Here is a 26,603-nt window from a genome sequence, read left to right on the forward strand (position 1 = left end):
CAAAAACATGTGATTCAGAGGAAGTTTGACAACCTGTAATTGATCGAATAAAATAATTTTGTGAACTATTCAGGCTGGCATTTTGAATGGTATCCTTCACATTTTGGTTACAAATATATGTCCTAACATGTTTACCGGTTAGCAATAGATCTGCGAATCAGTATTTGACCGCTGACCGTTAACGGTGATCTGTTGTACTTCTATCGTTGATGATAGAGTGGTCTGCGGGTAAAGTCATTAAAGGTTTTCGCTCTTTAAGCCAACCGATAAATGTGTTATTCCATTTAAATACTGCTTCTTTTTTTAGACAGTCTATCACATGCAATATCGAGAAATAGATCCTCCGTCAGACTTGCAACACATCATTCGGTTCTTATGGATTGCCAGGGCAGATGCCCTCCCTTCGGATTCGGTAGCCTATCGAATCGTTGCAGACGGTTGTCCGGGGATTATCTTTCAAAAAAGTAATTCCAGTTTTGCTCCGGAAGTCGAGGAGGAAAGCCCACTTCCGAATCTGTTTGTATATGGACAGACCACCAAACATGGGATCCTTCGTTCCTCCGGCAACGCCTATACCATAGGAGTGAATTTTTATCCATATGCCTTAAAAACCATTTTTGGATTCGATGCCGATGAAGCGATGGATGAGCTGATTAGTCTGGATGCGTTTGACAACTATTTATACGAGAAGTTGAACGATGCCGATACCACGGAAGACCGGATTGATCATATCTGCGATTTTATCCGTAAGCAGATGGAAAAGCATGCCTATAAAGATGGTGCTGTAATGCATAGCATTTTGCAGATCAAAAAGAACAGGGGTGATCTCCCGGTATATACCCTCTATAATGATTTGCAAATATCCGAACGTCAATTTCAGCGGCGATTTAAGCGACAAGTTGGCGTAACCCCCAAACTGTTTACCCGGATCATCCGTTTTCAATCGGCCTTCAACCAGGTTCGCACCCAGAATTACCGGCAACTTTCGGATGTGGCCTTCGACAACGGTTATGCCGACCAGTCCCACTTTATCCGGGATTTTAAGGAATTTTCAGGATTGAATCCCGGTGCCTACGAAAACCGCCGGTTGTCGTTTATTTGCCAACACCGCGAGTGGAATGTGGCGTTTAGTCAGCAGTTAAGATCTTAATATTTACCTTTCTAAATAATGCTGGATTGGAATCCAAAGTATCACTCTATTTTGGATGATATTGAGAATGAATCCTACAAAATGAGACATAATCCAGAATAATAGTTATTTAAATCAGATAGTATTTTTATCTTATTTCAATCTATAACGTCATCAAATAATTGTGTACAAAAGATTAAATATCCGGCAATTTTATCGCCCGTTGCAACCCGCTGTAAGTGGGACAAACGGCAAAGTAACGTATTCTGAGATCCAACCAGATGAAAGGTTGCAAGATTTTATCTATTGCTATTGGCAACTCCAAACAAACGAAGAACTGGAGGATTCCTTTTGTTATCGAGTGGTTGCTGATGGCTGCATCGATATCTTTTTTGAGTTTGAAAATCCTGATGAATCGTATGTTATGGGATTTTCAAATCGCTTTGCCGAATTTTCGCTTGGCAAGTCGTTTAATTACGTAGGCATTCGTTTTTTACCGACGGCATTTGCAGAGCTTTTCGAGATCAACGTCTCGGAGCTGACAAATGTTTCCGAATCGTTGGGTAATGTCATTCCCGAAACGGCTGTTTTTATTTCCGGGAATATGCACCGGCAAATGGCGCTCATCGATCAGAAACAAATATTGGATCAATATTTTTGCAATCATATTTATCAGTCAATCATCGAGGGTGACCACAGGATTTGGAATGCACTGCATTTAATCTTGGCCAACCGGGGGGATATACAGCTTTCAAAAGATCTGGATGCTGGCGTAAGTCCGCGTCAATTGCGAAGGTTGTTCAAACAAAAAATTGGCGGGACCGTCAAAACGTTCAGCCGAATTGTTCGCTTTCAACATACCTTAGAATTAGTTCAGGGGGACAAACTATCTGGATCTGAATTCTTTGACGCCGGTTATTACGATCAGTCGCACTTTATCAAAGAATTCAACCAGCTGTATGGGAAAACACCATCCGAGGTGTTGGTTAGCTAACCGGCATTCTACTGGTATTTGGGGTAAAATCATATAAGCTATTGATAGAGGACTTTGCAAAACGCTCAAAAATCAAACGTGTCATTGTCCCGATAGTTCGGGAAAGTAATCTCCACTTAGAGACTAAAAAAGAGATCGCCGCACTACATTCGCGATGACAATAAGGTTTTGCAAAGTCCTCTGACAGGGAAGAAATGCGGGCTAAAATTGTCCGTTTTTTACAATACCGGCTGTACTACTGATGTTAAGTTTGTATCAACCTAAAATTGATACTTATGAAATCATCTTTCCTGTGTTTTCTTATTGGATTATTAACCACCATGCATGTTCAAGCACAAACACAAAAACAGTCAGCGATGAAACTGAATGCCGGAATTATCACTGAAAAGCTACCCGAGACCAAAGCATTCTATACCGAAATTCTTGGTTTTGGTATAACGTATGAAAATGAGTTTTATCTCTTAATGCATACGCCAAATAAACAGGCAGAAATCAGTTTTTTATTGCCGGATCACCCGTCCCAGCAGCCGCTATTCAAAGATGCATTTTCAGGCAAAGGCGTTTATCTTACGATAGAAGTAGAGGATGTAGATGCAAAATACCAAGAGCTAAAAGAAAAGGGCGCCGATATTAAAATTGATCTGCGCGATGAACCGTGGGGAGATCGCCATTTTGCCATTGAGGATCCCAATGGCGTAGGTATTGATATTGTAGAATATCATCAGCCGTAACATCCAAATGAATATCGGTATATTTTTATGAAAAGCGGGAAATGTGCTTGGAGGGGATAATGTCAATTATTTTCTATTTTTTCCCGATGCATCTCACCCCAGTCCGACATTTTTTCTAACATACTTTTCATGGAATGTCCGAGTTCTGTAAGCTCGTACTCCACACGCGGCGGTACTTCCGGGTGCACGATGCGGTTGATCAGTTGATCCTCCTCCAGCTCATCCAATTGTTTGGCCAACATGCGCTCGGAAATGCCGGTCAGCAGGTCGCGCAGCTGACTGAATCGCAATCGCTCATCTTCCATCAATGCCCAGAGAATACTTCCTTTCCACCGATCGCCGATTAAATTCAGGGTGTAAGCCATGCCGCAGGTCGCCTTAAGTCGCTCTTCGTTAAGCCAGTTTGTAGAGGTCTGTTTTCTCATATGATTTATTCGATTTCAGCATGAAAAGATTTATCAAGAATACAATCAAAGTTGATGAGGAAAGCGTTCGCCTATTTTGAATGCAAATCAGATAATTGCTCTTTCAAGTCCATAGTGCCAATACTTACAAAATTGTAAGCTTCTATAAATTCTGTAAGGTCTTCTAAAACTATTTCCTAGCTCTTAGTTTCGCCTTCACATTAATATTTAACAACCAAAATTATAGACTAATGAGTTTAGTAATACAAGCAATACATTGGATTTCAATTACAGCTTTCAGTTTCATATTTGGGTATGCCGGAGTAAAGAAATTGTACCAGGAAGAAACCATGATGATGGGGATGGAGGAATTGGGTTTCGGGGTAACCTGGACTTTTGCGATTGGCTTGGCAGAAGTTCTGGGCACTATTGGAGTGCTTGCTGGCATCTTTGTTCATCCCGTCAAAATCATTTCTGTACTCCTGTTGATGCCGTTTGCCATCGGAGCATTTACCATGCATATGGGGCATCAGCATCCATTCAGTATCTACTGGCAGTCTTTGGCGGTTTGTGTACTCAGTATCGTTATCCTCTGGACAGATGATAGCTTTAAGCTGGTGCTTTAATTTTGATGCTGTCAAAAAAAACCTTGCGTGTCGGTTTTATTCTATTTCAGAAGCTTTAGTTCTCATACTCTTTCACTTTAAAATAAAGATTTAAAAAAAATACAAGATCCAAAATGAATCGTCTACATCTATGGGGAAACACGCATTTTTATGAAGATTTAAATCAGGATAAAAACGAGACGATAGTCTTGGTTCATGGACATCCCTTTACCCATACCATGTGGAAATATCAGTATGGTGTGCTGAATGATTTTAGACTCGTCTTGCCTGATCTAAAGGGATATGGCAAAACCGATTATAAGTTCAGAAAAATATATATAGAAGAGCATGCACTTGATCTGGCGATGCTGTTAGATCGTCTGGATATCGAGCAGGTACACTTAATTGGGTTATCTATGGGAACACAAATCATCGTAGAATTTGCAAGGTTGTTTCCCCATCGTATTAAATCCTTGGTGATTTGTGCAGGCAGCCCCAGGGCTGAAAATGAAACATCCTACAATGAACGACTTACATTGGCTGAGCAAATAAGTTCTGAGGGGATGAAAGCGTATACTGAGCAGGATATCCATAAGTATATCCATCCCGAAACAATGAAAGAAAAAGGTGAAGTATACCAGCACTTATATGATATGATGGTCAACACTGAAATGGAGGATGCTGCTGCTTCACACCGGGGAAGAGCTGAGCGAAGAGATAACTTTGATTATCTAAATCGTATTGAAGTTCCAGCGTTAGTTATTGCCGGAAAAGAGGATTATTTCTTTGAGGTTTCGGATGTCAAAGAAGTAGCCGAGCAAATTCCTCATTCTTCGTTTAAGATTAATGAGCAATCCGGACACCTGCCGAATATGGAACAACCAGATATCTTTAATTCCTATTTGACAGAATTTTATAAAGAAAATGATTTTAAATAGGTGGTAAACTTACCATCACGAAGGAATTCCAATAAAAGTATATAAGTATAATTTTTAGTCACTATATAGAATGAAGGAAAGAATTAATAAACACAATTCAGTGCAAAATAAGACAGCATTTATTACGGGAGCTACCAGCGGTATTGGAGAAGCTACGGCCGATCATTTGACCAATAAACCAGTTCCTTCAGTAACCCTAAATACCACTGACCGAGCTACTGTTGATCTATCGAATATTACAGGGCGTGTAGTTGTCTATTGTTTTCCGAAGATGGGACGTTCGGCTGATGAAAAAGATCCAGACGGATGGAGTCAAATACCGGGGGCATATGGGTGTACTCAGGAATCGTGTAGTTTCAGGGATCACTATCAAGAATTGAGAGATCTCGGTGTGAATGAGGTATTCGGCCTTTCCCTGCAGTCAATTAATCATCAGCGTGAGGCACGCGACCGAGTCCAGTTACCATTTGAACTTTTGAGTGATGTTGATCACGAATTTACCAATCAGTTACAGCTACCCACCTTTGAAGTTGAGGGTGAGACTTATCACAAACGTCTTACTATGGTACTTGCTGATGGGACCATCGAACATGTATTTTATCCTGTCTTTCCGCCCGACGAGCATGCGAATGAGGTAGTGGAGTGGCTAACGAAATATTAAGGAAATGTTTAATTCGCTGAACGGAAATAATTCTCAAATAGATTAATGGATTGCCCAGTTTCCGTTGGTTATTGAAGCGCCCAGCAATTTATCCGTTTCTCTCGTGATCTTGGGTTATTCGACTACATGGAAATGTTAGTCGATTTTCCTAATGGAAGCAAATAACATGTTAGTCGATATAGTCGAGACATATCTTTTTCGAAAAAAGCTAGGTATAGATAGATTATTCTTAATTCTCATATATTGTTAGCTGAGTATAAAGGCTCTTTACCTTGTGCATATCGATTGATATTGTCAACGACGATGCGGGCTGTTCCTTTGAATGATGCATTTGTAACACCTCCAATATGCGGAGTAGCAATAACATTGTGTTGGAATAGAGGATGATCGGGATTAACGGGCTCTTCGGCAAAAACATCTAATCCTGCACCCGCCAGGTGCTCTGTTTGGAGTATGTGAAGCAAGGCATCGTGGTTGAGAAACCCACCACGGGCAATATTAATGAAAAAGGCACCGGGTTTTATAGCCTGTAATTCAGGCTTATCGATAAAATGATGACGGGAAACCCTGTAGTTGAGACACAATATCACATAGTCGGCGTTATGTACGGCTTCGGTATAGTCCGATAAGCCAAAGAGCCTATCAACTCCGGATGGCACTCCACGTTCTGGGTACTCATGGATGCCGGTAACATGCATATCCAGGCTATGGAGGCGTCTGGCAAGTGCCCTGCCAATACCCCCCAGTCCTATGATGCACGCCCTTTTTCCGAAAAGAGTCTGTCCTATGGGTCTACCGACCTCTCTGGCTTGCAGGACATTCTGGATCTCATGAAACTTTCTGGACAGCATCATCATAAGCATGATCGCATGTTCTGCTACAGATTCGGCATTTCCTGATTCTGCACTCGGCACACGTGCCACCCATATTTTATTTCGAGTGGCAGCTTCGATATCAACAACTCCTAATCCAACGCCGAATTGCTGTACTAGACCAAAATTCCCCTGTTTCATAAGTTTTTCATCGACATTCGTAATAAAAGGGATGATTACATCGGTCTTTGCAACATGATCCTGAACCCTATTTTCGGGACAGATGCGTAAATTATAGTCTGAAAGAAGTGGCTTTAGGTGGTCAATTGCATTTGAAAAGCCTTCACCACAAAAAAGAATATTCATAACTTGAGAATATGCCTGCTCTTAGTAGGAAATTAGTCTTTTATCCAAAATAAGTAGCATCGTTAATAAATCGTTTTAATAAATTGTAAAGGATAGGGGGTAAGATCATCCGCCCATTTTTATTTAGATTAAAAGGTATGGGATTGGTGATTTTTTTATCAGAACAAACAAATGAATCTACAACTCAGCATATAGACATTATTTTTTCGGATATCGAGATGCCGGATCTGTCGGGGATCGACTTTCCCATTTTATTCAGTTGTTTGTAAAGCATGTGTCCAGATATGCTGTCGATCAGTAGATCATATACAGCATTACTTCCGGTTTTAGCCGATTACTGTCAGATTCTGGACGAACCAGAGGGTTGAACTGGTTTAGTTATATTCTTTTTGATAGTCTGATCTTCCTTCTTTGATGATATAAAACAGTAGTATCCTCGACATGCGTTTTTCCTCCATATTCTGTAGGAGCGTGTGCAGGATGTTACGGGGTTCATTGAACATTTCCCCCTGCTGAAAAATTGCTTCCGGTTTACCTTTGAGCTTAATTTTTACACTGCCATCCAGCACATAGCCAAATAGTTCGGCATCGTGCCGATGGGCAACGGTATCGGTAAACGCCGGCGGGACCTCAAGCACCTTGCTGTAAAGCTCATATCCTTCGAGCTCTGGATCAGAAAGGGCTTGTCTCAAGACCGGGACATGTCCGAGTTCCTGCTTCTCCGATTGACCGGTAGAATCATCCGGTGATAGGAATACCAATAGAATGCAAGCTATGACTACTATTCCAAGCTGTTGATTAAATCGTCTCATATGTTGAAAATATTTTTAGACTTAATTGAATAACAATTTCTAATCCTTTTCCGGCATTAGGTGAGAGGATATGGCAATACGGTTCCAGCTGTTGATGGTGATGGCCGTAAATACTACTTGCGCAAATTGTTGTTCGCCCAACACGGCGATGGCTTCTTCATATACCTCATCCGGGATCCCCCCGTCTGAAATCGTCGTCACCTCTTCGGTCACCTTCAGGGCAATTTCTTCTTGTTCAGTAAAGAAAGGGGTTTCCCACCAGGCGCTGAGGCCGTAAAGTCGCTGTTCGGTTTCTCCCAGGTCACGAGCATCTTTGGTGTGCATGTTTATACAGAATCCGCAGCCGTTCATTTGGGAGGCCCTTATTTTAATCAGCTCTTTGAGTTTGGGATCAAGGTCAAACGCCTCCAACTGGGTTTCTGCTACGGACATCGCTTCGTAAATGCGCGGTTCTGTTTTCTTAAAAAGACTCATATTCTATCTTCTGTTCTTTGTGGTGATTTGTTTGCTTGAGTATATTTATTTATTGGACTATCATTATAGACCAATATGAATAAACCAGATAGACCAGAATGCTTCCGCTGGATAAACTCATTACAATTGACAAGTCATCCAATACGGCCGTTTATCTGCAGATATCCAACACGATGATTCACCAAATTCGTAGCGGACGGCTACGTAAGGGAACAAAACTGCCGGGATCCCGAAAATTAGCAGAGTCGTTACAGGTTCACCGGAATACCTTGCTGGCAGCATACGACGAGCTGCAGGCCCAGGGATGGATAGAGACGGAACCCCGAAAAGGAACGTTTGTAGTACAGGATTTGCCGGACATCCAGCCGCAGGGTATTGTTCAAACAACTCCAAAGGCAACGTATCCCAGGGAAACCGCATTCACAGTTGATGAAAGCAGGATTGTGCAGTTTCCCTCTGGCCAACCGTCGCATGAGTTTGAATTGACCATCGACGATGGATTTCCCGACATACGAGAAGCCCCCATAGAAGCGTATACGCGTGAGTTGCGAAGCCTTTCCAGGCGAAGTGTATTCAATAAGTATTACCGGTACGGTAGCCCGGAGGGAGTGAACTATCTCCGGGAAACGCTATCTTCCTTTTTGAATGATTCCAGGGGACTGCCGATTTCGCCCGGAAATATTATGATAACAAACGGGGCACAAATGGGCATTTATCTGACCGCTCGCCTTCTCATCCGGCCCGGAGATCATGTCATTGTTGGTGATCCCTGTTTCTGGGGAGCAACCCGGACCTTACAGCAAACGGGAGCCGAGATTAACAGGGTTCCGGTCGATGGTTCGGGCATGGATATAGATGCGGTTGAAAGGCTTTGTAAGAAAAAGGAGATCAAATTGCTGTATATTATTACCCATCACCAGCATCCGACCACGGTTACCCTTTCGCCCAAACGGAGGATTCGTCTGCTTGAATTGGCCGCTGAATATGATTTTGCTATTATTGAAGATGACTACGACTACAATTTTCATTATGCCAGCAGTCCCATTCTGCCGATGGCCAGCCTAGATCAACACGGAAACGTTATTTATATTGGAACACTGAGTAAGACCCTGGTCCCATCCATCCGGATGGGGTTTGTCGTTGCACCTGAAAATTTCATAACAGCTGTTTCTCACCAGCGAAGAGCCGTGGACTGGCAAGGAGACAGTTTGAAGGAGGTAGCTATCGCCAGGCTATATGAGAATGGAACAATGGATCGGCATATAAAAAAGATGATTCGTCTTTACCGGGAGCGGCGTGATCGTTTTTGCGGGCTCTTGCAACAAAAAATCGGAGATCGCGTTTCATTTGACAAACCAGACGGCGGCATGTCCGCCTGGGCAACCTTTCTTGATAATGATCTGAACACTGTTGAAGAAAAATCCAGGGAAAGAGGTTTGCGAATTCCCAACAGCAGGGTCTACAATAAGGGGTCGGTCTATAATACCATCCGTCTGGGTTTTGCTTCCCTCAACTTCAAAGAGCAGGAAAGAGCTGTTGAAATATTATCTAAGTCGCTCAGCTAAGGTTGTTATAGATTGACCACGTAAACTATTCGTAGCCGTGCCCCAAGAGTTAAATACCAATTGACAGACTTTGGGGAAGAGCTCTGTGAGATATTACAATCTCTTTGCGACTGGACGAAAGCACTCGAAGAATCGGTGGGTGGATAAGTAGTTTAAAATCTCACGCTAATTCCCGGCGTATTCTGCTGAAGGATTGCTGGGTGATCTGCAGGTAGGAAGCGATGTATTGCTGGGGGACCTTAAAACCAATGAGGTTGGATATCTTGCCGATGGACAAGAAATGATCACCCGGCTTGTAGGTCTTGGCTTCATAGAGTCCTGCTACATAATCCAGCTCTTTATCAGAGAGAATCCCGCCAAAACTCAACGCGTTGATAAGATTTTCCATCGTTATTAACAGTAAGGTTTATACTAGTCCAAACTCGTTAACGCTCTTGGCACAAGAGAGCACAGCTTCACGGTTGGGCAATGGTTTCCAATCTAACAAATTTTGGGCTTTCGAGTAATCGACTTTTCGTTCCACTCCCAGATCAATGAGTATTGGCTGAAGTGAAGCATCGAAATAGGATAACAGTCGAACCAGGAAATCTGGCAGTATTCGTTTGGGGATCTTTTTGTCTGGGTACTCCTGACGCAGCATGTCAGCTACCTCTTTAAACTTCAGGAAACCAGCCGAGCCAATAAAGCGTTCGTTGGCAGCTTCAGGATGTTCCATTGCCCGGATCAGCAGAACGGCAACAGACCGTACATCCACAATGTCAAAACCGATGTCGGGCATGCTGCCGTCCAGCATTTTTATGACGATATTAGCAGAAGTTCCGAAATCCTTCTCCAATACCGGTCCCAGTATGGCACCCGGGCAGACGGTTGTCAGTTCCATGCCACTGTGATCTTGGTCCATAAATTCCCAGCTGGCTTTTTCAGCGATGGTTTTACTGCGAAAATAAGGTGTCGTATCCTCTTTGTTTTGGGTGTTCGTCCAGTCGGATTCGGAATACATGCCGCTACGGTCACCGTTGTTTCTTCCATAAATGATGGAACCGACTGATGAAGTGAGTACCACTCTTTTTACATTATGGGCTGCCGCGGCCTTGAGTACAATCAGCGTGCCGTTTTTGGCTGGGATGATCAGATCATCTTCGTTGTCCGGGAGCTCCCGTGGAAAAGGAGAGGCAATATGCTGAACGAATTCCATGCCGGGCATCAGCGCCGGGCATCAGCTTGTCCCAAACTTGGTCATCTGTCAGATCGGCCTCGGCAAAATGTAAACGGCCCATATGCGAAGTATGCCGAGAGATTGTCTTTTGATGCTTTTCGCCCGATCCATATTCCGTAGCGTGCCAGTGACTTCTTACCCTTTTTCCAGCAGTTGAATAGTGGTGTGTGATCCCAAAAATCCAGTGATCCCGGTGAGGAGCACTTTTTTTGGTTTACCTTCCATAGTGTTAGTTAGCTTAGAATTAAAATGACACTACCAAGATAAAGACTAAGGCAGTCATTTCTTTTAACATTTGGTAAGAAATGGCGGTTTATTAGGGCAGCTGATCATATATCCAATGGATGCGATGCTCAAAAAGTAAGTCTAAAAATGAGATTCAATTTATGAGTGATATCAGATACCCAAGTATGGCTGTAAATTTTTTCCTTCGAAAAGGGGGCGCTTAAGAAGTAGAATTGGGGAAATAATCCGCAAGAATCGGATTTTCTTCTCCGCCAACCATTGCTAACTTCATATTAAAATAAAGATATCATAAGTCATGATTGATTATCAGCGTGTAGCTAAAGCCATTACCTATATAAAAGAACATGCCATCGAGCAGCCCAACCTGGATGATGTTGCTGAAGCGGTGCATCTCAGTCCTTACCATTTCCATCGGATGTTCAAAGAGTGGGCTGGTGTCACACCGAAGGAATTTTTGCAGTATATTAGCTTGAACCATGCCAAAAGGTTGTTAGATAAAAACCAAACCATCGAAGAAGCGATCTTTCACACCGGGCTTTCCAGCAGCAGCCGACTGCATGATCTGTTTGTCAATATCGAAGGCATGACGCCCGGGGAGTTTAAAAATCAGGGGCAATCGCTTGATATCCGCTATCATTTCAGTGAAAGTCCCTTTGGCCATATCCTGGTTGCTTCGACAGGCAAAGGCATTGGCGAATACCGCTGGGGCAGCACGCGTAAGACGGCTATTATTGGATGGGAGGCTGCACAAATATTTGAAGAAAATCATGCTCAGACAGATTAAGTTAGGTGTCACAACCTCGGCTCAAAAACGAAGAATCCGGTCGCTCATTAAAGGTGGTCAAATCACGCTGGCCGGAAACCGAAATTTAAAAATATACGGTCAGCTGGATTGCAGCTCGGGCAAGCGGATGAAAGCTGAAAACCGGGTATTTTTCAGAAATCGAGAAGGCGCGATACGACAAGGCTACCGTCCCTGCGGACACTGCATGGGAGAAGAATATAAAAAATGGCAGAAAAAGAGTTAATTTAAGGTCAGCTCGATGAAAGAAAGGAGGGCTTTTATACTGACAATGAACAATTTCCGACTACCATTGGTCCCACCTCCCCTCGACTCAATCCAAAAAAGTAGTTCATGAAAGGGGCTCTCCCTAACCACTTATTCCTGTATGTAGAAACCTTTCTTTCCCAAGGTATTCCGCAAGAATCGGGTGTTAGAATAACCACAACCATCCGACATTTAGTTGTATTATAATTGTAAATATTAAAAAAGATTACAATGGATAAGCAAGACAAAACAGTTCTTATAACAGGCGGAACAAGTGGAATGGGATTGGCTACAGCCCGGGCATTTATCCAGGATGGAGCTGAAGTGATTATCACCGGCCGCCACCAGGATACGATCAATAAAACCGTCAACGAGTTGGGGACGGGAGCCCATGGCATTGTTTCTGATGCAGGAAATATGTTGGACCTCAACATGCTACAAGAACAAATAAAAGAAATTACATCTTATGTAGATATTCTGTTTGTAAACGCTGGATACGGAAAGTTTGCCCCTGTTGAAGCTGTTACAGAAGAACACTTCGATGAGCTGTTTAATGTGTTAGTTAAAGGCACCTTTTTTACGGTCCAGCAAGTGTTACCTTTGATAAAGGAAGGTGGTGCCATTATCCTCAATACCTCTGTGGTTACAGAGGCAGGATTTTCAAACATGTCAGTATACTCCGCGGCGAAGTCGGCGGTACAATCTTTCATTAAAACTATGGCTGCCGAATGTGCGGCCAAAAATATCCGGGTTAATGGCGTAAGTCCCGGGTATATTGACACCAATATCTGGGAGAAGACCGGTCTTTCGGCCGAACAAATCGAAGGGCAAATTGAAGCCATAACACCCACTATTCCCTTTAATCGTTTTGGAGATCCTGATGAAGTGGCTGAAGCGGTCTGTTTCCTGGCTTCTGATGAGGCCTCTTATATTCATGGAACAGAAATTGTTATCGATGGAGGTTATTCTGAGATCAACGGAAGTTAATCTCAAATACTAACTCAGTTTTCTCCAGAGATAAATATTCAGATATGATTCCCACCCGCGAAAAGGCTTGAAAAAGTTTTCTATTTCACTTCGGGTGGGTTTTCTATCTAAGTTCATGATCGATGAGACCGCACTTTGTAAGCCAGTATCCCCATACGTAATACAGTTCATTTTCTGGAGTGATTTCATCAGCACATAATTGGCCGTCCAATCCCCCACCCCTCTGATTGTTTTCAGCTGCGTTACCATTTGCTGGTATGTTTCCTGATTTTGCAGCTGCTGTTTCGAGAAATCGCCGCGGACAAACTGCCGCGCAATACCAATGATATATTCCGCTTTACGACGCGAAAACTGCATATCCCTGAGGGATTCTACCGATAAAGCTGCCAACACTTCTGGCTCGGGAAAGAAGTAATGTTTTGTGGAATCATGCTTCAAAAAGCTACCATAGTTTTCAACCAGCCTCCGCTTTAATTTATATGCAAAGGTAAGGTTAATCTGCTGACCAATGACGCACCAGCACAGGGCCTCAAAAAGGTCGGGGATGCCCATCAGCCGCAGGCCATGATACCGGGTGCTCATCCACGAAAACTGTTCGTGTTGGTCCAGCAATTGATAGAAAGGCTGCAGTTCTCGTTTTAGATCGAACCACTCGGTTACATATTGCGTTGCTTTTGTCAGATTCAGCTCTCCTGCAATCCGCTCTACTTTCAGTGTATCTGATCTTGGAGAGATTTTAATCAATCCCTGCTCTTTGCCAATGCGAAGTGGTTTTAACACCGCTTTACCTTCAATGGTGTAAAGGCAGTCATCATAGCCGCGATCCAGGAAATGAAGGCATTCGGCAAAGTTAAAAATATGCGGCGTGTTCAGCTGAGCGGTATCATGGTGAAATTCCATAGCCTGTAGTATAACCAACCGACCTCTTAATACCACCCACTTTTTGCGGGATTCGTATGATATACTTGTATAACCAGACAGCTATGTATTGGTAATCAAATAGTTAGATAACTAAACTACAAGGAATTGGTTTTAATGCAGCGAGATGTATTTCAAGCAATAGCTGATCCTACACGCAGGGGCATCTTAGATCTTCTGGCTGAACAGAAACTGCCAGCCAATAAAGTAGCCAGTAATTTTGATATGTTGTGACCGACGATATCCTATTAAAGTTCAAACAATAATTATTGCTTACCATTCTTATATAGCGGATAATCGGTATATCCTTCCGCCCCTCCGCCGAAATAGGTATCCGGATCTCCCTGAGCCAATGGGAAATCGTGTTTCAGCCGATAGGGTAAATCCGGATTGGCAATAAATGGCCGTCCGAAACCAATCATATCCGCCCAGCCTTGCTCGAGGGCAGAGACCGCTTTTTGTTTGTTGTATTTCCCCGAATAAATCATAGTACCGGAAAAGGCGTCCCGCAGTGACTGTTTAAATGCCACGGGCATGAGCGGTGCATCATCCCAATCCGCTTCTGCTATATGGATATACGCTATATCGAACTCGTCCAGCATTTCAGCCACGGCAAGATAGGTTTCTTTGGGATGGTCATCTTTTGTGCCATTTAAGGTTGTTAACGGCGCCAAGCGGACACCCACTTTTTTGGGTCCGAGTACATCCACAACTTCGCGGGTAACCTCCCGGAGAAAACGGAGCCTGTTTTTCAGGGAGCCTCCGTATTTATCTGTTCTGTTACTGGATTGTGAGTCCAGGAATTGATTGATCAGGTAGCCATTGGCCCCGTGCAGTTCAATACCATCAAAGCCGGCCTCTTGTGCGTTTGTAGCCGCTTTCCCAAAATCTTTGATCGTCTGTTTGATTTCAGGGATGGTAAGTGCTCGTGGCTTCGAATGTTGCACCATTTTGCCGATACCTGATTCAGGCCCCTTTCCATCCGGTGCGACATACACTTCAACGCCGTCAGCGACCAGTGCAGAAGAAGAGACGGGAGCTTTTTGTTCGGGTTGAAAAGAGGTGTGGGAAAGGCGGCCAACATGCCACAGCTGGGCAAAAATGAGCCCATCTTTTTCATGAACGGCGTCGGTAACTTTACGCCATCCTGCAACCTGCTTGGGGGAATGAATGCCCGGCGTCCAGGCGTAGCCCTGTCCCTGCTGACTGATTTGCGTACCCTCAGTAATAACCAATCCGGCTTCCGCTCGCTGTTGATAATAACGTGCCATCAGGTCGGTTGCTACATTACCTTTGCCCGCCCGTGAACGAGTCATGGGCGGCATTACAATTCGGTTTGTTGTTTTGTAAGATCCTAATGAATGAGATGTAAATAGAATATTGAAATCGCTACTCATGGATAAATAACTTTTTTGAATTTTGATGGGAGGTTAGACTAATGGCGGATTAAGCTTCCTAAATCCTTCCTGCCGACGATAGGGCCAGTAGGGGTAAGCGGCCGGTTTTTCACTGACGTCATCCAGCCGGGCCACCTGTTCTGGGCTAAGATTCCAGCCTACCGCGCCAAGGTTATCGCGAAGTTGTTCCTCGTTTCGGGCCCCAATGATTACAGAAGAAACGGTAGGTCGTTGCAGTAACCAGTTGATAGCAATTTGCGGGATCGATTTGCCCGTTTCTTCCGCAATTTCATCCATAACATCAACCACATCGTACAGCAATTCATCATTGACGGGAGGACCGGCATTGGCGGTCTCATGCAGACGACTTTTTTCAGGTAGTGGCTGGTCGCGGCGGATCTTTCCAGTCAGTCGTCCCCAACCCAGCGGACTCCAGACCATCGCACCTACACCCTGATCCTGTCCCAGCGGCATGAGTTCCCACTCATAATCACGTCCCACCAGCGAGTAATAGCTTTGGTTGACGACATAGCGCGGGTAGCCGTATCTCTCGGAGATGGCAAGTGATTTCATCAGTTGCCAGCCCGAGAAATTCGAGACGCCCACGTAGCGCACCTTGCCGGAGCGTATAAGATCGTCAAGCGTGGAAAGAACTTCCTTAATTGGTGTTGACCCGTCAAAAGCGTGGATTTGCAGCAGGTCGATGTAGTCGGTTTGGAGGCGTTTTAGAGACGCATTCACGGCGCGGAGCAGCCGGTGGCGTGAAGATCCCGCATCATGCGGACCGTCACCCATCGGCAGGGTCGTTTTGGTGGAGATCATGAGTTGGTCTCGTCGTCCCTTGATGGCTTCGCCCAGGATCTCTTCCGAAGCGCCATTGGAATAAACATCAGCCGTATCAAATAAATTTACCCCGGCTTCCAGGCAGATATCGATCAACCGGCGGGCCTGCTCAACGTCTGTATCACCCCAGTGGCTAAACAGGGGACCGTTACCGCCAAATGTTCCGGCTCCAAAACTCAGGGCGGGTACCTTCAGTCCCGAGGCGCCAAGATTTCGATACTCCATGTTGTTGTCAGATTGTGACTCCATTTTTGTGTAAGTTTTGTTTGTATTTTTGATTGAAACTATCTCAATGCAGTGTTGTACCTCAATAAACGGCATGAAGACGTACCGGCCGTTGTATAATTTTGATATCCTTTTGTAAACAGACAGCATAATGAAGCGATACGTACAGTTTGAGCCTTTCATCATTGAAGATTTTGAGACGGATCACTGGGATCACCCGAAACACCGGCATAATCATTTTGAGGTTATCCTCATCATGCACGGGAGCGGAAAGCATATCGTTGATGAGCATGAAATGGATTATACGGGTGGAGATCTTTTCCTGCTACGGCCGGAGGATTCTCATGAGTTTAACGTCGATCAAACCACGCGTTTTATCTACTTCAAATTCACGCAGCTGTATGTTTCTAACAATAATTTCCAAGTGCCCGAAAATTGGAATCGAGAGATAGACCTGCTTCTGCGGAAATCACAAGTATCCCACGGAAGCCTGATTCATTCTGCCGAAGATATAGCAATGACCCGAAAGCTAATGGAGATGATATCCATGGAATGGCAACGTTCTGCAAAGCGGTATAAGGAAACTATCTTTCAACTATTCTCAGTGATACTGACGCTGATCAAGCGCAATCAATCGCAACCTTACGAAAAATTCGAAGGGGATGATACTTCCAGGATTGAATCGATCCTCTACTACATCGAATGCAATATTCATGATCCCGATGCCTTAAGCGCAGCAAAGATTGCGGATGAGTTTTACTTATCGCCCAATTATATCGGCTCCTTTTTCAAACGAAATATGGAAGTAACACTGAGCGACTATATTTCAGAATACCGCTATAAATTAATTGAACAACGGCTCCGCTATAGCCAGGATTCCATCAGCGAGATTGCAATGGACTTTGGTTTTTTCGACGCCAGTCATCTGAATAAGTTTTTTAAAAAGCATTTCGGGGATAGTCCTTCTGATTACCGTATAGACGTGGAGCAAAAAGATTAGCAATTCTTAAATTTGATGTCGGTTTTATTCTATTCTACAGTGAATGAGGCAGATATCTTAACCTAATCAGAAATACTACTGTGAATTTTCTGCCAGAGGTTATGATGAGAGAAACTAATGAGATCCCACTAATAAGCAGGGAGAATTACCAAAAAAGGTATTACAAAAATGAAGAAAGTCGAGTGGGGCCTATCTCCTTACAACACTTTGCGATAGATTGTAGGTCAAAGCTCCGGGATACCATTGAGCCCCACCGCCTCAATTTTTATCAGATGTTTATTGTTACCGGTGGTGAAGGTGTCCAAACGTTTGGTATCAATCGGCACTATCTTCGGGAAAACATGCTGTGCTTTGTTAGTCCTGATATGATTACATCATGGCAGTCTGAAGTCGATAAACATGACGGTTATATATGCTCTTTTTCGAGCGATTTTTTTAATCTGGGCAGAGAAGATAAGCGATTACTGAAAGAACTCCCCTTCTTTCGGATTGATTGTGGTTCCGTTTTACACTTGACAGATGAGCAAACACAGGATTACCTGTCGCTATTTGAGTCGATGTATCAGGAGCTTAATCACCACAGTACTATTTCTGAGGATATTCTCCGCAGCTCTCTTCAACTGTTGTTGCATAAAGCTCATGCGTTATACGAAAATAATGAATGTGAGGTTGTTCAGGCTGTTAACAAAACAGAACTGCGGCTTATGAAGTCTTTCCAAGAGTTGTATTTAAAAGATTTTGATCCACTAAAAGAACATCAGCCAGTATCCATAAAAAAGGTAGCCGAATATGCGGATGACCTTGGAGTTACTCAAAACCATCTTAACGATACCGTAAAATCTGTGACTGGAAAATCGGCCGGGCGTCTTATCAAAGATCAACTCATAAAGCAGGCCACCATGTACCTCAAGCAATCCTCGCTTGATATAAGTGAAATTGCCTTTCGACTGGGATACGAAGATCCATCCTACTTTTCCCGGTACTTTAAAAAGCATACCGGGCGAACCCCTTCCTCTGTTCGGTAATCTGTATTTTCTACTATCATACCTGTAAAACCTACTAACAAAGATCTGGCACGTTCTTATATGTTGTTCGCAAATGAATTATATGGTAAACGAACAGCATATTATGACTTCAGAAAAACTTTTTCTCCCACATACAGTAGGATCCTATACGACTGAAAACCACATTGTGATGCCCCCGATGACCCGTTCCCGTGCCGAAGCGGGAAATGTGCCCACGGAATTAATGGCTGAATATTATCGCCAACGGGCCAGTGCGGGCTTAATCATTACTGAAGGCACACAAATCAGTCAACAGGGGCAGGGGTATGCCTGGACGCCCGGAATCTATTCTTCCGAGCAGATAGCAGGATGGCGCAAAGTTACCGAGGCCGTTCATGAAAAGGATGGACTCATCTTTGCTCAACTATGGCATGTGGGCCGAGTTTCTCATACTTCATTTCAACCCAATGGTGAAGCCCCGGTGTCTTCTTCACCGCTTGTGGCCGAAGGCGTCAAGGTATATGTAGCTCCAGAGGGAAAGGGACCTGAATCGAAAGCAGGGAAAATGGTGCAGCACTCGAAACCCCGAGCATTAACTATCCCTGAGATACAAGATATAATTGACGATTTTGCCCAGGCAGCTTTAAATGCCCAAAAGGCGGGCTTTGATGGCGTAGAAATTCTGGGAGCTTATGGTTATCTGATCAATCAGTTTTTGGATTCCCAGGTTAATAATCGAACCGACAGGTATGGTGGCTCCCTGCATAACAGGCTCCGTTTTTTGCGAGAGGTCACGGAGGCAGTGGTTGCCATCTTGGGGAGAAACAAGGTGGGGATTCGCCTGGATCCGTTAACCTCATTGAACGGGTCTAAGGATGATCACCCGAAAGAAACCTACTTGGCTGTAATTGAAATGCTTGAAGAAATAGGTATTGCCTATGTTCATATTGCAGAAGCTGATTCCGACTCGTATGAAGTCCCTCCGATGCCGGCATCGTTTCGGGAATCAATGAGAGAAGCATTCTCAGGCACTATAATTTGTACTGGGCTATACGATAAGGAAAAGGCCCAACACGCACTGAAGAATAACTGGGCTGACATGATTGGTTTTGGACGCCCATTTATTGCCAATCCTGATTTGCCCTACCGCCTGCGGTATGATCTCCCGCTGGCTGAGGCAGACCCAGACACTTTTTATGGAGGTGGTGCTAAAGGATATACTGATTATCCTACGATATCTAAAGTTAACAGTAAAATGGAAGCATAGATATCCAAATAAACTTATGTCGGTTTTATTCTATTTCCCGATTCCCAGATCAGATACCTTGCGATAAGTCAGAATAGAAACTAAGATCATGAATACCATGAAACTACTGGTTTTTGGTGCTACCGGCAGCATCGGTAGTCAGATCATTGAGCAGGCACTGGAGCAGGGGCACCGGGTAACGGCATTTTCCCGTTCCGCATCTAAGTTGGATTTCGATCCAAATCTTGAAACGGTGGAAGGTAATGTGCTGGATTTTGATTCGGTTGCGGAAGCTATGCCTGATTATGAAGCTGTTTTTGTGGCGCTGGGAGCCGGCAGTAAGGGGACCGTACGATCCGAAGGAACCCGAAATATCATTGGGGCGATGCAACAACAGGGCGTCCGCCGGTTGATCTGTCTCTCCACGCTGGGAGTGGGAGAGAGCCGGGGTAACCTTAACTTCTTCTGGAAGTATATCATGTTTGGGCTACTGCTTCGGAAGGCGTTTGCCGATCATCAGAAGCAGGAGCAACTTGTCAAAGATAGTGATTTGGACTGGACGATTGTGCGTCCCGGAGCTTTTACGGATGATGGATTAACAGGAGAATATAAACACGGCTTTCCGGGAGATGACAAAAGTGTTGAGCTAAAAATCTCCCGTGCAGATGTAGCTGATTTCATGCTAAAGCAACTTCATGATGATCAATATCTGCACAAAACGCCGGGGGTATCGTATTGAACTTGAATATTTCAACTTATCAATCAATAAAGTTATAATGATGGATTCTATAGAAGAGAACACAAGCGAAAATCATAGCGGATTACTGGCTTTGGGAGTCGTTTTTCTAGCCGTAGGTGCCACCTTTTTGGCGACTTCTACTGTCAGTACCTGGATCTCATGGGCTTTTATTGTTGTATCGGGGATTTATTTGCTAAAATATTTGGGTAAAAGGATTGGCGATACATTGAGAGGCTAAGTAAATGGAATTATATTTTTTGATTTTACATCCTCTCGTCATGTTGGGCAGCGGGCTCATGGCGGGCCTCTTTTTCATTTTCTCCACGTGCGTAATGAAGGCGCTTGAGGGACTCCGTCCACCCGAAGGAATTACGGCCATGCAATCCATCAACCGAACGATCAAAAACCCGCTGTTTGCCTTGGTCTTCTGGGGTACGCCGGTGGCCTGCTTGTTATTGATGATCTCAACACTTTTCCACTGGCAGGGACTCCCCTCCATCTTTCTTCTTGCAGGCGGTGTATGTTACCTGGCTGGTGGATTGCTAGTTACGTTGATCATCCATGTACCGATGAATAATAAGCTGGCTACACTCCACAGGGATGCCCCAAATGCTGCTAATTTCTGGGCCAATTATGTTAGCCGGTGGACAAGGTGGAATCACCTGCGAACGGTAATGACATTGATAGCATTGACCCTGTTTCTTTGGTATGCTATGTCAATAAACTAAATCCATTTGATTCAAATGAGGTTTGTATGAGTCAGTTATCACCAAATATTAGTTTGCGAATAGCTACGCCTGATGATCAGGCTTTGTTAGAGCATTGGGATAAGCAGCCTCATGTGGAAGCAGCAGCCCCTAATGATGACCTGGATTGGGAGCAGGAATTGAATAGAAAATCTAAATGGGAAGAAAGGTTTATTGCCGAGCTCAATGGACGTCCCATTGGTTTTCTGCAGATTATCGATGCGGCGCGGGAAGAAACCCATTACTGGGGCGAAACAGAGGAGGGACACAAGGCCATTGATATTTGGATCGGCGAAGCAGATGACCTCGGAAGAGGTTACGGAACCGAAATGATGAAATTGGCACTGGACAGGTGTTTTTCTGATCCTGAAGTAAAAGCTGTGCTCATCGATCCGCTTGAGAGTAATACCAAAGCACATAAGTTTTATCGACGCCTGGGATTTCAATTCGTAGAACGTCGCCGGTTTGGTGAGGACGATTGCCTGGTGTTCAGGCTGTATCGTGACATTGGAATTTTACAGTTATGAAAGCAAACAATAATGAAGGCGTTCAGCAGCCAGAAGATCCTCCGATTATTCTTATTAACTAATAACCACACTGGGTTTGTCACGTTTGGGGTAGGTATTTTGTCTTACTATATAACTGTAGCTTTTAATAGGTCATTTTGACAATGAAGGACTATCAAAACCTACTCTTTCCGTACGCCTATAATGTATTGGGTTCGAAAGCCGATGCCAGAGATGCTATTCAGGATGTAATGACAAAGTATGCCGGATTAGATTCGGAGGTGAAGAATGAAAAAAGTTATTTGATCCGAGCTGTTATTAATCAGTCAATTAACCTAAAGGACAAGCAAAAGCGAAAAACCAGTCTTGAGGATTCCTGGTTGCCTGAACCCATAGAAACAACCACGGCCGATGAAAATATTATTGCAGAAGATATCCTTTCCTATTCCTTGCTGTTTCTGTTAGAGCAGCTAAATCCTAAGGAACGTGCCGTTTTTATTCTTAAAGAGGCATTTGCCTATTCCCATAAGGAGATTGCCGAAGTTCTGTCTGTGAAGGTCGCATATTCCAGGAAATTACTGAGTAGGGCAAGGGCGAAAGTCAGAAAAACAGATCAAAAGCCCGGAGATATTCAGGGTTTTGGGGCATACCGGAATCAGATCGAGCGATATATCAAAGCTATTCGGAGCCGGGATACTGAGAAGCTCCAAAGTATGCTTGCTGATGATGTTACGCTTTATGCTGATGGCGGGGATGAAATCAATGTTGTGCAGCGAATATGCAGAGGACGCCCGGAAGTGGCCGACCTGTTGGTATTTGCATATCACAAATTTCAACGTTCACAGTCACTGAGGTTTACAGAGATCAATCACCAGCCCGCGCTGTTATTTTGTGAGGGAGACGAGATAAAAGCATGTCAGGTGTATCATTTTGGTGAAGATGGACAGACTATCCGCCGGATTTGTAACATTCTGGATCCGGATAAGCTAAAGGATATTGTTTAATGTAGATCACCTGTCACGTTTGACCTTTCTTGCCTGTCTTATGTACTGAAGTAATCACATAAATGCTAAAACCTAAAAAGAGGTAACAATGACAGAACGAATATCATATCAAGATGTCGTACCAGAATTAATCAAAGGGTTAAATAACATCGAACAGCAACTAAAAAAAACCGGTCTCGATTTAAAATTACTGGAGCTTGTAAAGTATCGTGTCTCGCAGATCAATGGCTGTGCATATTGCCTGGATATGCATCACAAAGAGCTTTTAGAAATGGGAGAGGAAGAGCTGCGGATGCATTCGCTTCCGGCGTGGAGAGAATGCCTCTTTTATACGGACAAAGAAAGAGCCGTTTTAGCTTTTGCTGAAGCCGTGACAAAAGCCGATTCTGAAGGGGTAGATGACCAGGTCTTTGAGTCATTGACTAAATTTTATTCCAAATCAGAGATTGCTGCTTTAACAGTGGGAATAACGCAGATAAATACGTGGAATCGAATCAACAAAGTCTTTGGGACCACCCCGGGAAACTATATTGTTGGACAGCAGGGGTAATCTGGCAACTTTTTATTAATGTCGGTTTTATTCAATTGCCGAGCTTGCTCTTCTTATATATTTCCAATGCTGAACTGTTACAATTAGTCAGCTACAATAGCTTGACTCTCTTGATCACACCTAAATAAATACACACTCTTGCAGAGCGGTGGAAGCTCTGCAAGGTTTTTAAACAATTGAAGCCAAATATGGACAGTCAACGTTTTAACAATAAAGTAGTACTTGTAACGGGTGGTAGCTCAGGAATGGGATTTGCTTCCGCGAAGTTGTTTGCTGATGAGGGTGCGGATGTCGTCATCACAGGCCGAAACCTGGAAAAGCTTGAATCTGCAGCCGAAAAAATTGACAGTGAAAAGGTGCTGTCCGTTCAGGGTGATGTTGGCGATATGAATCACCTTGATAATTTGGCACAAAAGATTCATGACACCTTCGGCAAACTGGATATTCTCTTTGCCAATGCGGGTTAGTACACGTGAAAGGTTAGAATTGAAATTTGTCTCTATATTTAGCGAATGAGACATAATTCTACGTAGATACTCGTATGAAAAAGATACAAAAAAAAAGACTAAAATGACCATAAAATGAAGAATAAAAAAGTACTCGTTGTTGGAGGTAGCTTCGGTATTGGGCTCACTGTAGCCAAACAGGCTCAAGGGCATGGTGCTTACGTCATCATAGCTTCGCGTAATACAACCGAGAGAAAGAAGGAACTACTCCAAGAGCTGCCGGAAGAATCAATTGATCTCTATGATTTGGATATAACATCGTCATCAGCCCAGAACGATTTATTTGCACAAATAAGTGAAATTGATCATCTGGTTATTACGGTGAAGCCCGAAATCAGTTCTGCTCCTTTTCAAGAAACCAGTGTTCAAGAAGCCAAAGAGGCTTTCGAGACTAAGTTGTGGGGAGCCTATCAGCTGATTCAGGCAGCCCAACCCTTTATCGCCGAAAATGGCAGTATTATTCTGACAAGCGGAATTGCCGGGGAAAAGATATTCCGGGGTGCATCTACCATTGCTCTCATCAACAGTGCTACGGAAACATTAGGGCGATCGCTGGCCGTGGAATTGGCTCCGGTGAGGGTTAATGTGGTAAGTCCCGGATTTGTTAAACCAAAGCCCCAAGCCCTGCAGAATATGGCCAACAATTTTCCCGTTCCCCGATTGGCTTCCCCTGATGAGATTGCCTCAGCTTATCTAAGACTCATGGAGAACCAATATGTGACCGGAACAGTAACGGTTGTAGATGGTGGTGCTACGTTGATTTGATGGTGAATACATTATAAATAATAATTTGAAATTGCTTAAATAGGCAACGTAATGTATCCTGTTTTCGATTAAGAAAATGTTTTTATAAAAATGTAAGGTGGTTTAAATAATGCTTAACAGAATTTGTGTGTACTGTGGATCAAGTCCCGGGAAAAGGGAAGAATATACGGCGGGTGCAAAAAAGCTGGCCGAATTATTAGTACAACAGAATGTTGAATTAGTATATGGCGGAGCCAGTGTAGGAATAATGGGAGCGCTTGCCGATACGGTTTTGGAAAATGGTGGAAAGGTAACCGGTATCATCCCGGAAGATCTGGTGAAAAAAGAAGTCGCTCATAAGGGACTAACAGATTTGCAGGTCGTCTCGTCCATGCATGAAAGAAAGTTTGCAATGGCGGAACAGTCGGATGGGTTTATTGCCTTGCCCGGCGGACTTGGAACCATTGAGGAACTATTCGAAGTACTTACGTGGAGTCAGCTTGGATTTCACCAAAAACCCGTCGGACTGCTCAACGTTTGCGGGTATTATGATCATCTTTCTTCATTTTTAGACCATGCCGTTTCTGAGGAGTTTGTAAAACAAGACCACCGTCAGATACTGATGGTGGAAGATAATCCCAAAGCATTGGTTAGTCGGTTTGAACATTATGAAGCTCCGGCGGTAGATAAGTGGATAAGCAGAGACAGCACATAGTTTCAAAAAATTTTTCTGACTTCCCGTGAATTTTCCCGACTACAGCAAGTAAAACGGAATGTTCACGTATGTCATATTTTATGAATTGTATTTATCGCGCTATACGTATCCACCGCGCCCGTAAAAAACTGCGCGGTCTGTTTACCACCTGTTGCCACATCCGGTTTGATGCCAATGGAGAGTTTGCCGGCTGTACTATTAAGGATCACTGTGGGCCCCTCTAGGAACTGCAAGATCAGTTGTGCGACATGAACAATTGAGATGTCGGTTTTATTCAATCGCTAAGGAATCCACTTGCCTATCTTTTTCTTGAGCGGAGTTACGAAACCGTTCTAATTGGACTCCAGAATTAATGACACTGATAACTTAACAAGTAGTATTCTATGGCCTCATTTAAACCTATACCCGTAAAACGATCGATTACCGAACGTCTTTTAGATTCAAGGATCGTCATAATCAATGGAGAAATTACCCAGGAACTGGTGGGTAAGGTGGCCGGTAAGTTGCTGGCTTTGTCGGCAGAATCCAATGAGCCGATTACCCTGTTTATTCACTCGCAGGGCGGACATGTTGATTCCGGTCATGCCATTTATGATGCCATTCGCTTTGTGGATGCGCAGGTGCGCATCGTTGGAAACGGCTGGGTAGCCAGCGCCGGGGCCTTAATCTACGTTTCTGTCTCCAAAGAAAACCGATATTGCCTGCCGAATACGCGATTTCTGCTTCACCAACCGAGTGGTGGTGTGCAGGGAAGTGGCAGTGATATTGCCATTGAAGCTGAGGAAATTGTAAAAATGAGACAGCGATTGAACGACATTATTGCTGATGCCACAGGTCAACCTTTGGAGAAAGTGGAACAAGATACTCAGCGCAACTTCTGGCTGACAGCTGAAGAGGCGAAGGAGTATGGACTGGTGGGAACTATTGTCGAGCATGTATCAGAAGTAAGCTGAAATGGTAATGTCGCAAACCACCCGCAGAGTTGCCGTAATCTTACCGTACTAAGTGTTCCATGAAATTTTATTCTTATTGATAGCAAAGAAGCGAAAAGTTGAATGAAACCCCAATTTTATGATAACGAATGTAATCCAGGTAACCATTTTTGTAAAAGATCAGGAAGAAGCCAAAAAATTCTATACTGAAAAGCTGGGATTTGTAGTGCGCAATGAAATGGATTTCGGGGAAGATTGGAAATATCTGACTGTTGCTCCGAATGAATCCAATGAGACTGTTCTTGAACTGGCACAAGCTGACAGCACGGAGAAGCAAGCATTAATTGGTAACCAGGCAGGAGATCTTCCCGTGGTTATGTTTAAATCCGATGATATTGAGAAAGGTTATGAGGAGCTGCATGAGCGAGACGTTCAATTTGAAGGTCAGCCCAAAGAAGTGCCCGGCGGTAAAGGGGTCAGGTTTCAGGATCTGGACGGCAACCTGTTTGATCTTTATGAACCACAACAATGACAGGTAAA

34 protein-coding genes and 1 pseudogene are annotated in these 26,603 nt (G+C 43.8%); 26 read left to right on the forward strand and 9 right to left on the reverse strand.

Annotated elements, in window-relative coordinates:
- The first annotated feature begins 319 nt into the window (after positions 1-319).
- The 3 genes from BUB16_RS06440 to BUB16_RS06450 all read left to right on the forward strand — a co-directional run bounded on the left by BUB16_RS06440 (position 320) and on the right by BUB16_RS06450 (position 2,854).
- Entirely contained in the window at positions 320-1,150 is an 831-nt protein-coding gene (locus BUB16_RS06440) for an AraC family transcriptional regulator (RefSeq protein ID WP_073061052.1), read from the forward strand.
- Positions 1,151-1,313: 163 nt separating this feature from the next.
- A complete protein-coding gene (locus BUB16_RS06445; protein WP_073061055.1) occupies positions 1,314-2,123 on the forward strand; it encodes an AraC family transcriptional regulator in 810 nt (269 codons plus the stop codon).
- Between the two features lie 320 nt (positions 2,124-2,443).
- A complete protein-coding gene (locus BUB16_RS06450) occupies positions 2,444-2,854 on the forward strand; it encodes a VOC family protein (protein WP_073061058.1) in 411 nt (136 codons plus the stop codon).
- 62 nt (positions 2,855-2,916) lie between these two features.
- Here the strand turns inward: BUB16_RS06450 and BUB16_RS06455 are convergent, their stop codons facing one another.
- Positions 2,917-3,279 carry a winged helix-turn-helix transcriptional regulator gene (locus BUB16_RS06455; RefSeq protein WP_073061061.1) on the reverse strand — a complete coding sequence of 121 codons (363 nt, stop codon included), beginning with the start codon at positions 3,277-3,279 and terminating at the stop codon, positions 2,917-2,919.
- Positions 3,280-3,509: 230 nt separating this feature from the next.
- Here BUB16_RS06455 and BUB16_RS06460 point away from each other — a divergent pair, with 230 nt between their 5' ends.
- The 3 genes from BUB16_RS06460 to BUB16_RS06470 all read left to right on the forward strand — a co-directional run bounded on the left by BUB16_RS06460 (position 3,510) and on the right by BUB16_RS06470 (position 5,462).
- The gene (locus tag BUB16_RS06460; protein WP_073061064.1) at positions 3,510-3,884 is read left to right on the forward strand and encodes a DoxX family protein; all 375 of its coding nucleotides are present in this window, start codon (positions 3,510-3,512) and stop codon (positions 3,882-3,884) included.
- A 113-nt stretch (positions 3,885-3,997) separates the two neighbouring features.
- Entirely contained in the window at positions 3,998-4,801 is an 804-nt protein-coding gene (locus tag BUB16_RS06465) for an alpha/beta fold hydrolase (RefSeq protein WP_073061067.1), read from the forward strand.
- A 70-nt stretch (positions 4,802-4,871) separates the two neighbouring features.
- Entirely contained in the window at positions 4,872-5,462 is a 591-nt protein-coding gene (locus BUB16_RS06470) for a peroxiredoxin (protein ID WP_084088087.1), read from the forward strand.
- Positions 5,463-5,698: 236 nt separating this feature from the next.
- Here BUB16_RS06470 and BUB16_RS06475 read toward each other — a convergent pair whose 3' ends face one another.
- The 3 genes from BUB16_RS06475 to BUB16_RS06485 all read right to left on the reverse strand — a co-directional run bounded on the left by BUB16_RS06475 (position 5,699) and on the right by BUB16_RS06485 (position 7,926).
- The gene (locus BUB16_RS06475; protein ID WP_073061070.1) at positions 5,699-6,640 is read right to left on the reverse strand and encodes a 2-hydroxyacid dehydrogenase; all 942 of its coding nucleotides are present in this window, start codon (positions 6,638-6,640) and stop codon (positions 5,699-5,701) included.
- Positions 6,641-7,014: 374 nt separating this feature from the next.
- The gene (locus tag BUB16_RS06480) at positions 7,015-7,452 is read right to left on the reverse strand and encodes a cupin domain-containing protein (protein WP_084088088.1); all 438 of its coding nucleotides are present in this window, start codon (positions 7,450-7,452) and stop codon (positions 7,015-7,017) included.
- A 39-nt stretch (positions 7,453-7,491) separates the two neighbouring features.
- Positions 7,492-7,926, reverse strand: a complete 435-nt coding sequence (locus tag BUB16_RS06485) for a carboxymuconolactone decarboxylase family protein (protein ID WP_073061076.1) — start codon at positions 7,924-7,926, stop codon at positions 7,492-7,494.
- Between the two features lie 98 nt (positions 7,927-8,024).
- Here BUB16_RS06485 and pdxR point away from each other — a divergent pair, with 98 nt between their 5' ends.
- Together pdxR and BUB16_RS22165 are read left to right on the forward strand one after the other, a co-directional pair.
- On the forward strand, positions 8,025-9,491 hold the full coding sequence (gene pdxR, locus BUB16_RS06490; RefSeq protein ID WP_073061078.1) for a MocR-like pyridoxine biosynthesis transcription factor PdxR: 1,467 nt from the start codon (positions 8,025-8,027) through the stop codon (positions 9,489-9,491).
- A 27-nt stretch (positions 9,492-9,518) separates the two neighbouring features.
- Positions 9,519-9,638, forward strand: coding sequence for a winged helix-turn-helix transcriptional regulator (locus tag BUB16_RS22165; RefSeq protein ID WP_084088089.1), 120 nt, complete (start codon positions 9,519-9,521; stop codon positions 9,636-9,638).
- A gap of 13 nt (positions 9,639-9,651) precedes the next feature.
- Here the strand turns inward: BUB16_RS22165 and BUB16_RS06500 are convergent, their stop codons facing one another.
- The gene (locus tag BUB16_RS06500; protein WP_073061081.1) at positions 9,652-9,879 is read right to left on the reverse strand and encodes a hypothetical protein; all 228 of its coding nucleotides are present in this window, start codon (positions 9,877-9,879) and stop codon (positions 9,652-9,654) included.
- Between the two features lie 18 nt (positions 9,880-9,897).
- Positions 9,898-10,686, reverse strand: coding sequence for an NAD-dependent epimerase/dehydratase family protein (locus BUB16_RS06505; protein ID WP_211483111.1), 789 nt, complete (start codon positions 10,684-10,686; stop codon positions 9,898-9,900).
- 562 nt (positions 10,687-11,248) lie between these two features.
- Between BUB16_RS06505 and BUB16_RS06510 the strand changes: the two genes are divergently transcribed.
- The 3 genes from BUB16_RS06510 to BUB16_RS06520 all read left to right on the forward strand — a co-directional run bounded on the left by BUB16_RS06510 (position 11,249) and on the right by BUB16_RS06520 (position 12,988).
- A complete protein-coding gene (locus BUB16_RS06510; RefSeq protein WP_073061084.1) occupies positions 11,249-11,737 on the forward strand; it encodes a helix-turn-helix domain-containing protein in 489 nt (162 codons plus the stop codon).
- Positions 11,721-11,981 carry an Ada metal-binding domain-containing protein gene (locus tag BUB16_RS06515; RefSeq protein WP_073061087.1) on the forward strand — a complete coding sequence of 87 codons (261 nt, stop codon included), beginning with the start codon at positions 11,721-11,723 and terminating at the stop codon, positions 11,979-11,981. Before BUB16_RS06510 ends, BUB16_RS06515 begins: the two co-directional genes overlap by 17 nt.
- A gap of 251 nt (positions 11,982-12,232) precedes the next feature.
- A complete protein-coding gene (locus tag BUB16_RS06520; protein WP_073061090.1) occupies positions 12,233-12,988 on the forward strand; it encodes an SDR family oxidoreductase in 756 nt (251 codons plus the stop codon).
- A 9-nt stretch (positions 12,989-12,997) separates the two neighbouring features.
- Here the strand turns inward: BUB16_RS06520 and BUB16_RS06525 are convergent, their stop codons facing one another.
- The gene (locus tag BUB16_RS06525) at positions 12,998-13,888 is read right to left on the reverse strand and encodes a DNA-3-methyladenine glycosylase family protein (protein ID WP_073061093.1); all 891 of its coding nucleotides are present in this window, start codon (positions 13,886-13,888) and stop codon (positions 12,998-13,000) included.
- A 135-nt stretch (positions 13,889-14,023) separates the two neighbouring features.
- On the opposite strand from BUB16_RS06525, the pseudogene BUB16_RS22365 reads away from it, so the two are divergent.
- Positions 14,024-14,131: pseudogene (locus BUB16_RS22365) on the forward strand (transcriptional regulator); the annotation flags it as partial.
- A 41-nt stretch (positions 14,132-14,172) separates the two neighbouring features.
- Here BUB16_RS22365 and BUB16_RS06530 read toward each other — a convergent pair.
- Positions 14,173-15,285, reverse strand: a complete 1,113-nt coding sequence (locus BUB16_RS06530) for an alkene reductase (protein WP_073061227.1) — start codon at positions 15,283-15,285, stop codon at positions 14,173-14,175.
- A 51-nt stretch (positions 15,286-15,336) separates the two neighbouring features.
- Positions 15,337-16,371 (reverse strand): aldo/keto reductase, encoded by a 1,035-nt coding sequence (locus tag BUB16_RS06535; protein ID WP_073061230.1) that lies wholly within the window; start codon positions 16,369-16,371, stop codon positions 15,337-15,339.
- Positions 16,372-16,522: 151 nt separating this feature from the next.
- Between BUB16_RS06535 and BUB16_RS06540 the strand changes: the two genes are divergently transcribed.
- The 14 genes from BUB16_RS06540 to BUB16_RS06605 all read left to right on the forward strand — a co-directional run bounded on the left by BUB16_RS06540 (position 16,523) and on the right by BUB16_RS06605 (position 26,595).
- Positions 16,523-17,371, forward strand: a complete 849-nt coding sequence (locus tag BUB16_RS06540; RefSeq protein WP_073061096.1) for a helix-turn-helix domain-containing protein — start codon at positions 16,523-16,525, stop codon at positions 17,369-17,371.
- An 80-nt stretch (positions 17,372-17,451) separates the two neighbouring features.
- A complete protein-coding gene (locus tag BUB16_RS06545; RefSeq protein ID WP_170864302.1) occupies positions 17,452-18,396 on the forward strand; it encodes a helix-turn-helix domain-containing protein in 945 nt (314 codons plus the stop codon).
- 103 nt (positions 18,397-18,499) lie between these two features.
- On the forward strand, positions 18,500-19,642 hold the full coding sequence (locus BUB16_RS06550) for an alkene reductase (RefSeq protein WP_073061233.1): 1,143 nt from the start codon (positions 18,500-18,502) through the stop codon (positions 19,640-19,642).
- Between the two features lie 97 nt (positions 19,643-19,739).
- Positions 19,740-20,360, forward strand: a complete 621-nt coding sequence (locus BUB16_RS06555) for an NAD(P)-dependent oxidoreductase (protein WP_073061237.1) — start codon at positions 19,740-19,742, stop codon at positions 20,358-20,360.
- 257 nt (positions 20,361-20,617) lie between these two features.
- Positions 20,618-21,088 (forward strand): anthrone oxygenase family protein, encoded by a 471-nt coding sequence (locus BUB16_RS06560; RefSeq protein WP_211483113.1) that lies wholly within the window; start codon positions 20,618-20,620, stop codon positions 21,086-21,088.
- A gap of 26 nt (positions 21,089-21,114) precedes the next feature.
- Positions 21,115-21,633, forward strand: a complete 519-nt coding sequence (locus BUB16_RS06565) for a GNAT family N-acetyltransferase (protein WP_073061104.1) — start codon at positions 21,115-21,117, stop codon at positions 21,631-21,633.
- A 143-nt stretch (positions 21,634-21,776) separates the two neighbouring features.
- A complete protein-coding gene (locus BUB16_RS06570) occupies positions 21,777-22,616 on the forward strand; it encodes a sigma-70 family RNA polymerase sigma factor (protein WP_073061106.1) in 840 nt (279 codons plus the stop codon).
- Between the two features lie 88 nt (positions 22,617-22,704).
- On the forward strand, positions 22,705-23,166 hold the full coding sequence (locus BUB16_RS06575) for a carboxymuconolactone decarboxylase family protein (protein ID WP_073061108.1): 462 nt from the start codon (positions 22,705-22,707) through the stop codon (positions 23,164-23,166).
- A 188-nt stretch (positions 23,167-23,354) separates the two neighbouring features.
- The gene (locus BUB16_RS06580) at positions 23,355-23,633 is read left to right on the forward strand and encodes an SDR family NAD(P)-dependent oxidoreductase (RefSeq protein WP_073061110.1); all 279 of its coding nucleotides are present in this window, start codon (positions 23,355-23,357) and stop codon (positions 23,631-23,633) included.
- Between the two features lie 114 nt (positions 23,634-23,747).
- Positions 23,748-24,437, forward strand: coding sequence for an SDR family oxidoreductase (locus BUB16_RS06585; protein ID WP_073061112.1), 690 nt, complete (start codon positions 23,748-23,750; stop codon positions 24,435-24,437).
- 109 nt (positions 24,438-24,546) lie between these two features.
- The gene (locus tag BUB16_RS06590; RefSeq protein WP_073061114.1) at positions 24,547-25,131 is read left to right on the forward strand and encodes an LOG family protein; all 585 of its coding nucleotides are present in this window, start codon (positions 24,547-24,549) and stop codon (positions 25,129-25,131) included.
- A gap of 68 nt (positions 25,132-25,199) precedes the next feature.
- Positions 25,200-25,355, forward strand: coding sequence for a hypothetical protein (locus tag BUB16_RS21425; RefSeq protein WP_170864303.1), 156 nt, complete (start codon positions 25,200-25,202; stop codon positions 25,353-25,355).
- A 159-nt stretch (positions 25,356-25,514) separates the two neighbouring features.
- On the forward strand, positions 25,515-26,084 hold the full coding sequence (locus BUB16_RS06600) for an ATP-dependent Clp protease proteolytic subunit (protein WP_073061119.1): 570 nt from the start codon (positions 25,515-25,517) through the stop codon (positions 26,082-26,084).
- A 118-nt stretch (positions 26,085-26,202) separates the two neighbouring features.
- Positions 26,203-26,595: a VOC family protein gene (locus BUB16_RS06605; protein ID WP_073061121.1), complete on the forward strand. Its 393-nt coding sequence runs from the start codon at positions 26,203-26,205 to the stop codon at positions 26,593-26,595.
- The last annotated feature ends 8 nt before the right edge of the window (positions 26,596-26,603 follow it).

Source organism: Fodinibius roseus, assembly GCF_900129315.1.
Taxonomy (GTDB): Bacteria; Bacteroidota; Rhodothermia; order Balneolales; family Balneolaceae; genus Fodinibius; species Fodinibius roseus.